Source organism: Exiguobacterium sp. s121, from assembly GCF_018617245.1.
In the GTDB taxonomy this organism is placed as follows: Bacteria; Bacillota; Bacilli; order Exiguobacteriales; family Exiguobacteriaceae; genus Exiguobacterium; species Exiguobacterium profundum.
In genome coordinates, this window is record NZ_JACSJV010000001.1 from 1,974,010 (window position 1) to 1,988,476 (window position 14,467).

Genomic DNA, 14,467 nt, shown 5'->3' on the forward strand with positions numbered 1-14,467 from the left:
GATGGGAAAGAAATGAAGTCAAAGAAAAAAGAAGGTCACGAAACCGCACCTTCTTCACCGTACTGAATTTGTTCGTAACTGTTGCGTCAAAAATGCTGCGCCCCCACTAATCAACGCCAACACTCCACTGATCATGATCATTTCCATGATGTCCGCCTCCCGTTGATACCGATTCTCATTATCAACTTAAATATAGCACACATCTTATCCATTGGATACCACAAAAAAGTCCCGATTTCACTCGGGACTTACCATGATTATGCTTTTACATCGTATCCTTGTTCTTCGACTGCTTCCACCATCGTCTCAAGTGAGACAGAATCTTGATGGATCACGTCGACTCGATGCTCTTGGAGAGATACCGTCGCTGATTCGACACCGTTCAATTCATTCAATGCCCCCTCAACGGCAGCTTTGCAATGATTACATGTCATACCTTCTACGGTTAACGTTGTTTCTTTCATGATGATGATCCTCCTTGTGTTTTTAATCGTAATGCGTTCAAGACGACAGACACCGAACTGAACGCCATCGCCGCTCCAGCAATCCATGGGGCAAGTAACCCTGCTGCAGCGACCGGGATACCAAGACTATTATAGGCAAGGGCCCAGAACAAGTTTTGACGAATGTTCTTCATCGTCAAACGACTCATATTCATCGCTCGACTTACGCCTTCAATGTCTTGCCCTACAATTGTAACATCTGCCGCCTCGAGTGCGACATCCGTACCACTCCCGAATGCGATCCCAACGTCCGCCACCGCAAGTGCCGGGGCATCGTTCATGCCGTCCCCTACCATGGCAACGCGACCGGATTGTTTCAATCGTTCAATCTGCTCCGCCTTCTCGACAGGAAGGACTTCGGCAATGACTTGACGATGCGGGAGACCAAGTTCGTCGGCAATCGCGTAGGCGACTTCTTTCCGGTCACCTGTCAATACATACACGTCACGCGTTTGGTTAAGGGCTTGCACGATTTCACGACTTTTCGGTTTCAATTGATCTTGTAGCCCGAACGCCCCAACAATCCCACTTTCATCCGCGACATAGACCGGGGTCATCGCCCCCATCGACCAATCTGGCAAGTTGTATCCGAGCTCTTCCATCATTCGAACGGACCCGATGACGAGTTCTTTACCATCCACAACCGCTTTAACACCTCGTCCGGCCAACTCCTCCACTTTCGTCACGACACCATCGCCTGCTTCCCGACCGATGGCGGCCGCCAAAGGATGTGTGGATTGTCGTTCTGCCATGACGGCGCGTCGGAGCGCTGCCTCGTCACCAAACGTTTCCACTACTTCTGGCTTCCCGTTCGTCAACGTCCCTGTCTTATCAAAAACAACGATGTTTGATTCATTGAGTGATTCGAGTTGCCCCCCACCTTTGAACAATACACCTTGTTCTGCCGCTCGTCCCGTTCCAACCATGATCGATGTCGGCGTTGCCAAACCGAGGGCACACGGACATGCGATGACAAGTACTGCGATTGATGCTCGAATAGCCGTATCGATATCATTTAACAGGAATGCCCAGACCACGAACGTGACAACACTGATGGCTACGACGATCGGTACGAAGACACCCGAGATGCGGTCAGCCTGACGTTGAATCGGCGCCTTATCCGTTTGTGCCTGTTCGACGACACGTACGATTTGAGCGAGCATCGTCTCTTTCCCGACTCGTTCCGCCCGCATGAGAATGCGATGAGACTGATTGATTGTTCCGCCGACAACTTCGGCGTCGACAGTCTTTTCTGCTGGAATCGATTCCCCTGTCAACATCGATTCATCAATGACCGTCTCTCCCTCGATGATTCGTCCATCGACCGGAATCTTCTCTCCCGGACGTACGACGAGAATGTCTCCTACTTTGACGAGTTCGACAGCGACAGACCGTTCTTCACCCTCGACAAACAGAATCGCTTCTTTCGCCTGAAGCGACAAAAGTGATTTCAACGCATCAGTCGTCTTCTCTTTCGCTCGTCCTTCTAACCACTTCCCAAGTAAGACAAGTGTGATGAGGACGGCACTCGTCTCAAAGTAAAGATGTGGATTCATCGGGTGTACGATCATTTCAAAGATGGAGTAAAAGTATGCAGCAGACGTCCCCGTCGCGACGAGCACGTCCATGTTCGCCGACCCGCTCTTCAAGCTCTTATACGCGCCTTGATAAAACTGTGCCCCGATCCAAAACTGGACAGGTGTCGCAAGGGCGAATTGCCACCATGGGTTCATCAGCCACGGGGCATGAAATCCGAGTCCTGGTATATGCGTCAACATGACGAGGAGTAACGGGGCCGATAACAGCGCAGAGATGATGACTTTCCGCTTTAATGGACGCAGATCATGCGGCGGTGCCATTTCCACTTTCGGCTCGGCTCCGTATCCGATTTTCTCAATCCGAGCAATCAGCTCTTCTTCTGTAATGCCTTCATCGACACGAATGGTCGCCGTCTCGAGCGGAAGGTTGACCGTCGCTTCGACACCGTCCATTTTGTTCAACACTTTTTCAATTCGTGCCGAACAAGCCGCACAGGTCATTCCTTGTATGGATAACTCAACGGTTTTCATGAAATCCCTCCTTATTTTTTGATGCGGCTGACGATTGTCATCAATTCATCAATGTAAGGTTCCATGTTTTCCGTCTCACTTGCGTGAACCAAACACTTGCGCATATGACGCTCTAACAGTTGCATCTCGACTTGCTTCAGAGCGGCCTGAATGGCTGACGTCTGTGTCAAAATATCGACACAATAGCGGTCGTTCTCGACCATCTTTTGAATCCCTCGGACTTGTCCTTCGATTCGTTTTAGACGTTTCCCGAGTGCCTCCCGTTCAGCATCATCACGCGGAACGAGTGGTTGGTCATGCATAAATTCTTCCATGTTGATCACCTCACCACCAATATACCCCTACCCCGTAACAGTGTCAAATGAAAAGAATAAAAAAGAGCGAACTAAGTCGCCCTTCTCTACTCAACTATTTTGAAACGCTTCGCTCTTTAAGACCGTTCGTAAAATCTTACCGGTCGTATTTCGTGGAAGCTCATCAATCAATTCGATATAGGTTGGTTGCTTGTATTTTGCTAATTTCGTTTGTGTGTAGGCACGGATATCTTCTTTCGTGAGACCATCATGTCTCGTAACGACGAATGCCTTCACCGCTTCCCCTTGTTCTGCATCCGGCACACCGATGACGGCAGCTTCGACGATATCCGGATGTTGATACAATACTTCCTCTACCTCACGAGGGTATACGTTATAGCCTCCAACGATGACCATATCCTTCTTCCGGTCGACGATATAGAAGTAACCATCTTCGTCACGTCGCGCCAAATCGCCTGTATAGAGCCATCCGTCTCGAAGTGTCATCATCGTTTCTTCCGGTAGTTTGTAATACCCTTTCATGACGTTCGGTCCTCGTACAATCAACTCTCCGACTTCACCGACGCCGACTTCTTCCCCAAGCTCGTCGACGACTTTATTTTCGACGTGAACGATTGAAGGTCCGATCGACCCGGATTTTCGCTCGCCATGGAGCGGGTTGAAGCAAGTGACCGGCGATGCCTCGGACAAGCCATATCCCTCTAGAATCTTGCACTCAAACATCTGTTCAAATGACTCGAGCAATTGAACTGGTAAGCTTGCTCCTCCTGAGACGAACACACGGACATGCTTCAACGCAGACGTGTAGGCCGGTACTTTCATTGCCGTCTGTAACAAGAAATTGTACATCGTCGGCACTCCGGCAAACAACGTCACACGGTGCTTCGGCACCAAGTCGAACACATCTTGTGGAGAGAACTTCGGTAAAATGACAATCGTCGCCCCTCGGAGGAGTGGTGCATTGACGATGACCGTCAAACAGAAAACATGGAACATCGGCAATGCCGCCAATGCCTTATCTTCTGGCGTGATGTCCAAATATTCCCCGATGGAGTGCGCATTCGAGAACAAGTTTCGATGGGTGAGGAGAGCTCCTTTCGGTTTTCCGGTCGTCCCACTCGTATAAAGGATGACGGCAACTTCATCCTCGTCCACTTCGATGAACGTCCCTTCTGTTTCAGCAAACGCTTCTGCGAATGGGATGAATTCAATCGTCCCCTCCCGCTTCAATGCCGGAACATCGGCATATGGAACGGAAATCACGAGTTTTAAGTGAGGCAACTTCGTGAGTGCCGCTTCCGCCTGTGCGACAAGCGGTGATAAGCCAACAATCCCTTTTACATCCCCATCAAGCAGAATGTAGGCCATTTCATCAGGCGTGTATGTAGGGTTGATCGGAATGACGACCCCTCCACGTGACAACACAGCGAAATATGCAATCAGGAACGCAGGACTGTTTCCGAGAACGAGGGCGACGTGATCGCCTTGTCCAATTCCTTTTTGCTCAAGTGTCGACGCCATCGCCTTGACTTGCCCATAAAACTGTCCGTAACTCACCGTGTCTTCCCCAAACACATACGCTGCTTTCTGCGGGTGAGCAATCACTACTTCTTGTAGTGACTTGACTAAGTTTGCCATGGTAATCCCCCTTTAAATGAATGATGATTCACTTTTGAGCCATAAAAAAGAGCACGTTGTCCGCGCTCTTTTCAATTAATTCTATTGTACATGAAATGTTTCAATAAGAAAACGCTTCCAAAAAGTTCGCTTGCAAGTAGAACAATCCAGCTCGACTTTTCACGTGTACGAGCGCTTGAAGGGATTCATCATCCATGAGCAAATCATCAATCAGTTTATGATAGCCTTGTTTCTTTGATTCATTCGTAGCCGTAATGAATAATATCGCTTTCGCTTGAATCGTCTCTCCCGTGATGGTTTTTACTTCACACGTGTTCAGCAGATGAAGAAGGGAAATACCGTCTCGTTTCGCTATGGAGATAGGAACATCAATGACCGCAACCGGCACAGCGACATCACTCACCCCAGAAGGAATGATCGTTTCTTGATCGAGAACGACTCGCGTAAATGAAGAACTGACCATGCCTTTTCGTTCTAATTCAAGACCTACCGCCATAATCGCACGTTCAAACGTCGATTGTTCCGTCACCCACATCCGACTCGGGTCCATCCATTCACTGAGCCTTCGATACATTGTGATTCCTCCTATTTTGATCAGCCTCTACGAAAGCGCTTGCACAAATTATGATACGCCTTCTCCCATCCAGGTGCAATCCGTACGTTCAACGTTCACGAAACTGCCAAAAAAAGGCGACCTCCGTAGAGACCGCCATGACTAACTTAACTAATCAAATCGACTAATTCCTCGAGCTCGACATTTCCGAAGTAATGTTTCAAATCGAGTTGCATCAATTGCTCACGGATGGCCGCACGTTCGAAACGCGTCCCAACGAGCGCTTGCTCGACATCTTGGATGTCACCGACACCGAAGAAGTCACCGTAAATCTTCGCTTCTGTGATTGTCCCTTTGTTGACGTTCAAGCGGACATCAATCGTCCCGATTGGGAAACGACGTTTCGACTCGACGTCGAACTTCGGCGACTTCCCAAAGTTCCAGTCCCAGTTCGCATAGCGTTCTTTCGAGATATCATGGACGATTTCCCAATCCTCGTCACGAAGCACATAGCGTTCCGGTTGTTCTCCATCATAAATCGAATGGAGAAGCGCTTCGACGAAATGTTCCATCTCCATTTCACGCTCTAAAAATTCAGTGATGTTCGCTACACGGCTACGAACTGACTTGATTCCTTTTGAACGCATTTTCTCTTCCGAGACGTTAAGTGAGTTCACGACCTCTTCAATGTTCGAGTTGAACATGAGCGTCCCGTGGCTGAACATGCGTCCACGCGTCGTGAATTGTGCGTTCCCGCTGATTTTGCGTTCTCCGACCTGAATGTCGTTACGACCTGTCAGCTCTGCCTCGACACCGAGGTTACGAAGCGCATCCACGATCGGTTGTGTGAACTTCTTATAGTTGTTGAACGAGTTACCATCATCTTTTGTGATGAAGCTGAAGTTCAAGTTCCCTTCATCATGATAAACAGCACCCCCACCAGAGAGACGTCGAACGACATCGATGCCGTTCTCTTCGATGTACTTCAAATTGACCTCTTCTGATGTGTTTTGGTTTTTCCCGATGATGATGGACGGACCGTTGATATAGAACAAGAAGTAATCTTCATGGTCTACGTTCAAATGTTTAAGGATATACTCTTCAACCGCCAAGTTGAGCTTCGGGTCGCGGATATCCGGATTAAAAATAAATTTCACAGTTTATTTCCTCCTAGTCGGATGTTCGTTACTCGTATTATACGAAACGAGACGAGCCCTCGACAAATCTTTTACTTCCACTCACCTGTCATCACGCGCTTCAATGCGTTCGCCACACCATACTCATCATGGCGTTCGGTGACATGGTCGCTGATGGCAATCAAGTCTTCATGGCTATTGCCCATCGCAATCCCTTTACCGGCCACTTTGAACATCGGAACATCGTTCAAGTTATCCCCGATCACGACGACCTCAGATAAATCGATGCCATAATGTTCGGCAAGTTTTGTCACACCGTTCCCTTTATCTGCACCGTGTGCCATCACTTCGATGTTATCATTGCCTGAAGACGTGACATACACCCCTTCGACTTGGTCTTCGATTTCTTTCCAAAGTCCGTTCATTTTCTCAAGGTGGCTCGAGAAAGCGATGAACTTGTAGACACGTCCCGCTTCTTCTCGGATAAAGTTCTCAATGTCATCAACAATTTTGACGTCTTCGTTGACGTAGTAGCGATTCTTAAAGAATTCGTACATCTCGAGCGAGCGGTCGTCACCATTCGCTTTCAAGTTTTTCATCGATGCTTCAATCAAATCGCCACGGCTCGCCACGAGTCCCGCTTCTGTGTACATTTCGTAAAAAACGTCCGTATACTTGTCATCTTGATGAAGGACATCGATGACTTGAAGTGCCTCTTCAATCGTCAAATCGATTTCATGAAGGATTTCTCCCGACGTGTCGAGCACACGTCCCCCATTCGACGAGACGATCGGGCAAGAAAGTCCGACCTCGTCTAAAATCTGTTTCGCATTCATATAGTTGCGCCCCGTCGCAATCGCAAAGCGAATCCCTGCTGCCTCTGCTTCACGAACAATCTCCGCTGTCTCATCCGCGATTTTGGTGTGGTTGTGCAAAATCGTACCGTCCATGTCTGATACAAAAAGTTTATACGTTGCCATCTTCCATCACTCCTTTTTCTCTTTCGCTTTTAACTATAACAAAAAGAGAGGGCTTCGGAACAATCCGAACCCTCCCTTCATCAAATCTCAATTTTTTTCACGCAAAGCCTTCACTTGTTCCCGTACACTCTTCACACAGTCAGGCATCCCGATTCCGTCATAGGCGATTCCTGCGAGAATGACGCCTGGGTATACCCGGCTCATCTCGGCCCGAAGTGCTTTTACGCGGTCCGCATGAAAGACTGCATAAGGAGGCAGCCCATCACGGAGTCTACTGACGACGGTTTGAATCGGCTCACGATGGATGCGCATCAGGCCTTGAAGATCGTGTAATGCCGTCTCGATGATTTCTTTGTCAGATGCTTCAACGATATCATCTGCCCCGGGGCGCCCTAAAAAGACACGAAGAACGTGATATCCTTCAGGCACCGCATGCGGCCATTTTTGGTCGATGAACGTACACGCAGTAATGGTCACATCTGCTTCTTGACTCGTCACGAACCCTGTCCCGACAAAAGGAAGCTCAATATCTTCTTTTTTGAAGACAAGTGAGCACGTCGCCGTCGCATGCGGCTTCATATCCGCTAAGAAGTCACTATCGACTTTCGGGAGGAACTGACGTATGAGACGCGGTGGGACCGTCAAAACCAGATGGTCCGTATCGATATCTCCGCGATTCGTGAAGAGGCGGTACCCGTCCTCACGCTCGGATACTTGTTCAACGGAACAGTTTAATACGATTTCAGTTCGGTCCAACCGTTCTGCCAAGCGGTCCGTCAGTGATTTGAGTCCACGTTTCAACGAGGCGAACTGACCAACCTTCTTCGCCCCGACTTCCGCGACTCGTTGTTCAGGACGTAAGTGTCGCATCCCTTCATACAAGTTCCCGTATTTCTTTTCTCCCTCGATGAACTGTGGGAATGTCGACATCGCACTCATTTGATCGATGTCTCCGGCATAGATACCGGAGAGTAACGGTTCAATCAATCGATCGACAATCGGATCTCCGACACGCTCACGAAGGTACAGACCGAGTGAAACGTCCGAATCAGGTGCTTTTACATTCGGTGGTGACAGCAACATCTGTTTCAAGTCCTCGTGCTCTTCTTCCGAAAGCAACGTCGTTTCACGAAACGCATTGACGTCGAGCGGGATCCCCATCACCGTCTGCTTCGGAATCGGATGAAGCCCGTCATGATGAAGGACGTAAGCCTGACCGACTCCATTGCGGACAAGTTCATCGCCTAAGCCGACGTCTTCAATCAATTCCGTCATCGCAGTCTTTCGAAAGACATACGAGTCCGGGCCACGCTCCACCGCAAACTCGCCCGTCTCATACGTATCAATCTTTCCTCCGAGGCGATCGGTCGCCTCGAGCAACGTGATGGTCACGTCTTCCGGCAAATAACGCTCCGCATAAAAAGCGGCGGTGAGACCTGTGATCCCACCACCGACAATCGTGAATTTACGCATGATGCACAATCACGCTTTCCATTCGATCCGCGATGGCTTCGATGAAGCTTCGCTCTGCATTTGGCATAGCTGGACGTGCGTAGTGAACACCGAGGCGGTCACAGACAACCTTACACTCGACGTCGTTATCGAACAATACTTCGAGATGGTCTGCAACAAAGCCAACCGGCGTATAGACGAACGCCTCGTAGCCATGCTTTTCATAAAGTTCAGCCGTCAAATCTTGAACATCCGGTCCGATCCATGGGTCCGGCGTGTTTCCTTCTGACTGCCAACCAATCTCATAATGCGGGACGCCTGTTTCAATGGCAATTTTATCAGCTGTTTCCTTCAACTGATCCGGATACGGGTCGCCACCAGCCAAGATTTTCTCAGGAAGACTATGCGCTGAAACGATGAGACATGTCTTTTCAGCCGGTACAGGCAATGACGCATACGTATCGTTAATCGCATTCGCCCACCATTTGATAAACTTCGGCTCATCATACCACGACTCTACCGAACGAATGTCGATGCCATACTTCGCTGCTTCTTCATGGGCACGTCCGTTGTATGATTTGACGCTATATGATGAGTAATGCGGTGCTAAGACAACCGATACCGCCTCTTGGATGCCGTCGTTCGCCATTTGCGCGACCGCATCTTCTACGAACGGTTCGATATGTTTTAGTCCGATATACAGTTTGAACTCGATTTCACCCACATGACGCTCGTTCAAGATGTCACGAAGCGTCTCTGCTTGATCGATTGTGATTTTCGCGAGTGGAGATACGCCACCAATCGCCTCGTAGCGTTCCGTTAAATCTTGAAGTGCTTCCGGTGACGGTTTGCGTCCGTAGCGAATGTGCGTGTAATACCGCTCGATATCTTCCGGTTTGTACGGTGTGCCGTACGCCATGACAAGTAGTCCGACTGTTTTCATGATTCGTTGCCTCCCATTTTTTCGCGTGAGTAGTCGTGAATGAATGCCGTCAATTTGACGAGTACGGCCGGGTCGACTTCAGGGAACACCCCATGTCCCAAGTTGAAGACGTAACCTGGCTGTTTCATTCCTTCATCTAAAATTTCCTTTACCTTCTCTTCGATGACCGGCCATGGAGCTAACAAGAACGACGGGTCTAAGTTTCCTTGAACCGCCTTTGTGATGCCACGGTCCCGTGCTTCCTGTACTGACAGACGCCAGTCAAGTCCGACCACATCAAGGGGAAGGTCGTGCCATTCCTCGATTTGATGACTCGCTCCGACACCATGCATGATGAGCGGAATGTCGAGTGAACGTAGTTCTTTAAAAATACGCTCCGTCGTCGGTTTGATGTAACGTGCATAATCTTTGCGACTGAGCGTCCCGACCCACGAATCAAACAATTGGAACGCTTGAATGCCGGCATCCGCTTGCGCCTTCGCATACGTGATGACCATGTCGCCGAGTTTTTCCATCAATGCATTCCATACATCCGGTTCTGCATACATGAGTGCTTTCGTACGATGGTAGTTCCGCGACGGTCCCCCTTCGATCATATAGCTCGCCAATGTGAACGGTGCGCCTGAAAAGCCGATAAGCGGAACTTCTAGTCGTTCCCGTAGTAGACGGATTGTGTCGAAGACGTATGAGATATCTTCCGGGTTTAACGGTTTTAAGCGTTCCACATCTTCCATCGTTCGATACGGGTTATCGATGACCGGTCCAATCCCGCTCTTGATCTCGACATCGACTCCCATCGACGGCAGTGGCGTCATAATGTCTTTATATAGAATGGCCGCGTCGACTCCGAGTTGTTTCACCGGAAGTTCCGTCACATATGCACAAAGTTCAGGATCATGCGTGATCTCGAATAGTGACCTCGTCTTTTTAATCTCTCGATATTCCGGTTGGTAGCGTCCGGCTTGGCGCATGTACCATACAGGTACATAATCTGTCGCCTCTCCTTTAAACGCTTTTAAAATAGTATCGTTCATACGTCGCGTCATTCCCCTCTAAATTTCTCCTACACTCTTTATTCTCGTGTTTGTGAACTCAAAAACATTATACAGAAATTAATTAGAATTATGCTAATGTGAAGCATTTTCATTGTGTTTTCTTTGTGTCATTTTTTTGTCGGAAATGTTCGGAAGGCAGAATTCAATTGACCTCGAATCAAATCATCACGCTGTTTTGTCGACAATCGTCGTTCTCGTTCCTTAATATCTTGAATTCGCCATCCATCCTCTAGTTTAGTCGCCACTTCGACCAAACGTTCCACGTCATGGAAAGAATATTTACGTGAACCACCTTTTGTCCGTTCCGGAAAGACGAGACCTTTTGCTTCATAATACCGGACTTGACGCTCCGAAAGTCCCGTCAATTCAGTCACAACGCCAATCCCGATCACTTTCTTCGATTTATAGTCCATTCAGCCTCGCCTCCTTAATAAAAAAACTATGTCAGATAATCTGACAAAATGCAATCCAGCATGAATTTTTCGTTTTACACTGAAGTCAACTTTTGGAAAGCACCTAAGAAAAAGGAGGGCATGAACATGGAAGACATTCTCTATTATATGGACACGCTGTATGTACTCATCGCTGCATTGCTCGTATTGACGATGCAATTAGGTTTCGGATTACTCGAGACAGGGACGCTTCGGGCGAAGAACGCCGGTCACGTCGCGGTCAAACAAATTATCAGCCTCTCTGTGGCGGCACTCGCTTTTTGGGCGGTCGGGTTCGGTCTCTCGTTCGGTGACGGGACGACTTGGTTTGGGACAGAAGGATTCTTCTTAAGCGGATCATTCACAAGTCTCGACTGGGCGAACGTCTCCATCGACATTAAATTCTTATTCCAGTTATCATTCGTTGCAGTTTCCCTTGCCATCGCGTGGGGTGGATTTGCGGAACGGGCTAAGCTTTCTGCCTACGTTCTGTTCGGTATCTTCTTCGTTGCCATCCTCTACCCAATCGTCGCTCGCTCAGTATGGGCTGGCGGGATGCTTGGATCGATGGGGATGCAAGACTTCGCCGGATCAGCGGTCGTTCATCTTCAAGGTGGGATGGCAGCGCTCATGGCGACAATCATCTTGAAACCACGTCGGAAGACGGAATCACTCGCTGGTCATAACCACGTGTTGACGGTCGTCGGTGGACTCGTGCTTTGGCTTTGCTGGTTCGGATTCAACGCCGGTTCGACGATGTCGGTCGCTGACGGATTCTTCGGTTACGTCGCGTTGACAACAATGCTCGCCACAGCAGCCGGTGCACTCGGTGCTCTTGCAATCGTCATGCTCCATCGGAAGACGGCAGATATCCCGACAATCGTGAACGGAGTACTCGGAGCACTCGTTGCCATCACGGCAGCATGCGCGTTCGTCGAACCGTGGGCAGCTGTCGTCATCGGTGCACTCGCATCTGTTGCAACATACGGAACGAGCATCTTGATGGCGAAGTATGTGGATGACCCGCTCTGCGCCTTCTCCGTACACGGAGTCGCTGGGATCATCGGAACACTCGCACTCGGTTTCTTCGCATCTCCTCGACTCGTTGAGATTACAGGGATCGGTTCTGCTGGACTCTTCTACGGTGGCGGATTGACACAGCTCGGTGTGCAGACACTCGGTGTATTGATCGCGATGGTCATCGCCGGTGGTGGAAGTTATGCCTTCTTGAAACTTCTCGACGTCACAATCGGACTCCGTGTCACAGAAGAACAAGAAGATGTCGGCCTCGACATCGCAGAACATGGTGTATCAGCATACGGTGAAGTCGAAGAAGCAACTGAGAAACCAGGACGCCTCCCGAAGATTCTCGGTTCGAGCGTATCCGTCATGTCACCTAAAAAATAATCTAATCACGTGAGAAGGACATCCCGCACAGGATGTCCTTCTTTTTATTTTAATCGACTTAAGTAATAGCGTGTGACCAAGATAGACAAGACCAACCCGACCGCCGCATCCCATGTGGCACCGAAAGCGACAGATGCAATCACTAGAGCGACGGACTGGATGACGAGCAGTCGCATCGCCCACCACGAATACCCTGCGATTCGCTCATCGCGTGTAATCGGTAGCCAGGAAACAATGGAAATCGCTTCTAACCGTTTAAATAAAGGAACGAGCTGTAACGCGGTCAAGCCTACAAAGAGTGGCGTAACCAAGCCGACGTACCATCCTCCCGACATCCACATGACAATGAGCGCCACTACGGTCAAACGCAGAATTAAATCAAGTGAGTCGTTCGAACGGAGAATACGAAGTCCGTACACGTAACGTGAAGCGTCCACGCGCCGTAGGACCCGATTTTCTAGAAGCCGAGTCAATAGCCGGCGCTCTCGAACCTCTTCTTTCAAGGTCGGCAAATCGACGAACCAGCTGATCACCCGTTCAAATTGTGCCCGACTCTTCTCTTCGAGTGACAACCAATGGAGAAGCGGAATCCGCTCATTACGCTTCAGATGCAAGAGAATGAAGGGAGCGAATGCGGGGATCCATGCCCACTGTGTCCAATTCATCAATAACAAGACACCACTTCCAAGTGCAAACGGCAGGATTGTCCATTCGCGCACTCCTTCCACTTTTGCCAACCGACCTGCAGCTGACAACATGACCATCGTCACGACGAAGGATAATACTTCAATACTCGAATAACTCTCTGTCCGTACGAGGAGCGGAAGTAAAACGAGCAGGAAGAGCAATCCACGTAGTGCAGCAAAAACAAGATTAAACAAACGCACCCCGATCATATAGGAACGAATATCTCCTAACTCTGGAAGTAAAAACACTTGATCCGCCTCCTGGACGAATGTTCGCGGGCGATGACCGAGCGGCATGATTAAAAGGACCGCCGCAGCAATCCACGTCCCGGGGAATGTCCCATCGATTCGTTCTAAGAAGCTATTGTAGACGAACGCCCCGTAAATCAAGGTGAAATAGAGCGTGAACAGCAGTCCCCCGTTTGCAACGTAGCGACTGTACTTGACGACCTCTTCCATCCAGGTCCCGAGCCTTGCTGTAAATCGATTCATGACGACCGTTCCTCCGACGCGATTGCTTCTACATATATGTCATCAAGTGTCGCATCAGGTGACAATCGATACACGTCACGCAACTCCGCCGCTGTTCCGCTTGCGATGACGACTCCTTGATGGAGGAAGACGAATCGGTCGCAGTGCCGCTCTGCCGTTTCGAGGATATGGGTGGACATTAAAATCGCACAGTCTTGTTTATATTCATCAAACAACTGAAGCAATTGACGAATCGCTAGTGGGTCGAGACCGACAAATGGTTCATCAACAATCAAGAGCGGCGTTTTCGTCACGAGCGCACACAAGATCATCGCTTTTTGACGCATCCCTTTTGAAAAGACGGAAGGGAACCAGGCGAGTTGTTTTTCCATTCGCATCTCTTTTGCCAAACGTTTCGTACGCGCAGCCAACTCTTCCGGATTCACATCGTACGCCTTCCCCATTAATTCAATATGTTCTTGCAAGGTTAACGTCTCATACAATATCGGTGTTTCCGGTATGTAACTTACTTTTTTACGATAGTTCTTTTCAGAAGAATTTAATGTCTCACCATCAATTTCGATTTTTCCGGAGAGGGGTGACAATAACCCCAAAATGTGTTTGATCGTCGTCGATTTTCCAGCTCCATTTAGCCCTATCAACCCAACGAGCTCCCCTTTTTTTACTTCAAACGAAATGTCATGCAAAACTTGTTTACCGAGATATCCGCCGTTCAATCGATCGACGTGCAGCATGAAAACCACACCTTTCATTTTCATCTTTTTTTCGTGGTATATGTTTTAAATGTTGTCACATGGGAATAATCTGA

14 protein-coding genes are annotated in these 14,467 nt (G+C 49.0%); 1 reads left to right on the forward strand and 13 read right to left on the reverse strand.

Going from position 1 to position 14,467, the window contains the following annotated elements; all coding sequences use genetic code 11:
• Positions 1-257 precede the first annotated feature (257 nt).
• The 11 genes from copZ to KOG47_RS10150 all read right to left on the reverse strand — a co-directional run bounded on the left by copZ (position 258) and on the right by KOG47_RS10150 (position 11,056).
• On the reverse strand, positions 258-464 hold the full coding sequence (gene copZ / locus KOG47_RS10100; protein WP_074037662.1) for a copper chaperone CopZ: 207 nt from the start codon (positions 462-464) through the stop codon (positions 258-260).
• The gene (locus KOG47_RS10105) at positions 461-2,572 is read right to left on the reverse strand and encodes a heavy metal translocating P-type ATPase (protein WP_214691231.1); all 2,112 of its coding nucleotides are present in this window, start codon (positions 2,570-2,572) and stop codon (positions 461-463) included. Before KOG47_RS10105 ends, copZ begins: the two co-directional genes overlap by 4 nt.
• An 11-nt stretch (positions 2,573-2,583) precedes the next feature.
• Complete coding sequence (locus KOG47_RS10110) at positions 2,584-2,886, reverse strand: metal-sensitive transcriptional regulator (protein ID WP_074037664.1); 303 nt, start codon at positions 2,884-2,886, stop codon at positions 2,584-2,586.
• A gap of 90 nt (positions 2,887-2,976) precedes the next feature.
• Positions 2,977-4,524, reverse strand: coding sequence for a long-chain-fatty-acid--CoA ligase (locus KOG47_RS10115; protein WP_215244160.1), 1,548 nt, complete (start codon positions 4,522-4,524; stop codon positions 2,977-2,979).
• A 100-nt stretch (positions 4,525-4,624) separates the two neighbouring features.
• Complete coding sequence (locus KOG47_RS10120) at positions 4,625-5,098, reverse strand: hypothetical protein (RefSeq protein WP_215244161.1); 474 nt, start codon at positions 5,096-5,098, stop codon at positions 4,625-4,627.
• A gap of 146 nt (positions 5,099-5,244) precedes the next feature.
• A complete protein-coding gene (gene lplA, locus KOG47_RS10125) occupies positions 5,245-6,234 on the reverse strand; it encodes a lipoate--protein ligase (RefSeq protein WP_074037667.1) in 990 nt (329 codons plus the stop codon).
• 71 nt (positions 6,235-6,305) lie between these two features.
• Entirely contained in the window at positions 6,306-7,193 is an 888-nt protein-coding gene (locus tag KOG47_RS10130) for a Cof-type HAD-IIB family hydrolase (RefSeq protein WP_215244162.1), read from the reverse strand.
• 87 nt (positions 7,194-7,280) lie between these two features.
• Positions 7,281-8,666 carry a protoporphyrinogen oxidase gene (gene hemG, locus KOG47_RS10135; protein WP_196431486.1) on the reverse strand — a complete coding sequence of 462 codons (1,386 nt, stop codon included), beginning with the start codon at positions 8,664-8,666 and terminating at the stop codon, positions 7,281-7,283.
• Positions 8,659-9,588 carry a ferrochelatase gene (gene hemH, locus KOG47_RS10140; protein ID WP_215244163.1) on the reverse strand — a complete coding sequence of 310 codons (930 nt, stop codon included), beginning with the start codon at positions 9,586-9,588 and terminating at the stop codon, positions 8,659-8,661. The genes hemG and hemH overlap by 8 nt, the downstream gene beginning before the upstream one ends.
• Entirely contained in the window at positions 9,585-10,634 is a 1,050-nt protein-coding gene (gene hemE, locus KOG47_RS10145) for a uroporphyrinogen decarboxylase (RefSeq protein WP_015880943.1), read from the reverse strand. Before hemE ends, hemH begins: the two co-directional genes overlap by 4 nt.
• Positions 10,635-10,750: 116 nt before the next feature.
• Positions 10,751-11,056 carry a MerR family transcriptional regulator gene (locus KOG47_RS10150; protein ID WP_031421197.1) on the reverse strand — a complete coding sequence of 102 codons (306 nt, stop codon included), beginning with the start codon at positions 11,054-11,056 and terminating at the stop codon, positions 10,751-10,753.
• Positions 11,057-11,176: 120 nt separating this feature from the next.
• Between KOG47_RS10150 and KOG47_RS10155 the strand changes: the two genes are divergently transcribed.
• Positions 11,177-12,481, forward strand: coding sequence for an ammonium transporter (locus KOG47_RS10155; protein WP_251125220.1), 1,305 nt, complete (start codon positions 11,177-11,179; stop codon positions 12,479-12,481).
• A gap of 44 nt (positions 12,482-12,525) precedes the next feature.
• Here KOG47_RS10155 and KOG47_RS10160 read toward each other — a convergent pair whose 3' ends face one another.
• Together KOG47_RS10160 and KOG47_RS10165 are read right to left on the reverse strand one after the other, a co-directional pair.
• The gene (locus KOG47_RS10160) at positions 12,526-13,659 is read right to left on the reverse strand and encodes an ABC transporter permease (RefSeq protein WP_214691237.1); all 1,134 of its coding nucleotides are present in this window, start codon (positions 13,657-13,659) and stop codon (positions 12,526-12,528) included.
• The gene (locus KOG47_RS10165; protein ID WP_159563614.1) at positions 13,656-14,393 is read right to left on the reverse strand and encodes an ABC transporter ATP-binding protein; all 738 of its coding nucleotides are present in this window, start codon (positions 14,391-14,393) and stop codon (positions 13,656-13,658) included. The genes KOG47_RS10160 and KOG47_RS10165 overlap by 4 nt, the downstream gene beginning before the upstream one ends.
• Positions 14,394-14,467: the final 74 nt, after the last annotated feature.

Excerpts from the sequence above, each read along its gene's own strand:
- KOG47_RS10150 (WP_031421197.1), bottom strand. The coding sequence starts at position 11,056 with ATGGACTATAAATCGAAGAAAGTGATCGGGATTGGCGTTGTGACTGAA.
- KOG47_RS10160 (WP_214691237.1), bottom strand. The coding sequence starts at position 13,659 with ATGAATCGATTTACAGCAAGGCTCGGGACCTGGATGGAAGAGGTCGTC.
- KOG47_RS10105 (WP_214691231.1), bottom strand. The coding sequence starts at position 2,572 with ATGAAAACCGTTGAGTTATCCATACAAGGAATGACCTGTGCGGCTTGT.
- hemE (WP_015880943.1), bottom strand. The coding sequence starts at position 10,634 with ATGACGCGACGTATGAACGATACTATTTTAAAAGCGTTTAAAGGAGAG.
- KOG47_RS10155 (WP_251125220.1), top strand. The coding sequence starts at position 11,177 with ATGAACATGGAAGACATTCTCTATTATATGGACACGCTGTATGTACTC.
- KOG47_RS10120 (WP_215244161.1), bottom strand. The coding sequence starts at position 5,098 with ATGTATCGAAGGCTCAGTGAATGGATGGACCCGAGTCGGATGTGGGTG.
- KOG47_RS10115 (WP_215244160.1), bottom strand. The coding sequence starts at position 4,524 with ATGGCAAACTTAGTCAAGTCACTACAAGAAGTAGTGATTGCTCACCCG.
- KOG47_RS10110 (WP_074037664.1), bottom strand. The coding sequence starts at position 2,886 with ATGGAAGAATTTATGCATGACCAACCACTCGTTCCGCGTGATGATGCT.
- copZ (WP_074037662.1), bottom strand. The coding sequence starts at position 464 with ATGAAAGAAACAACGTTAACCGTAGAAGGTATGACATGTAATCATTGC.
- KOG47_RS10165 (WP_159563614.1), bottom strand. The coding sequence starts at position 14,393 with ATGCTGCACGTCGATCGATTGAACGGCGGATATCTCGGTAAACAAGTT.
- hemG (WP_196431486.1), bottom strand. The coding sequence starts at position 8,666 with ATGCGTAAATTCACGATTGTCGGTGGTGGGATCACAGGTCTCACCGCC.
- KOG47_RS10130 (WP_215244162.1), bottom strand. The coding sequence starts at position 7,193 with ATGGCAACGTATAAACTTTTTGTATCAGACATGGACGGTACGATTTTG.
- hemH (WP_215244163.1), bottom strand. The coding sequence starts at position 9,588 with ATGAAAACAGTCGGACTACTTGTCATGGCGTACGGCACACCGTACAAA.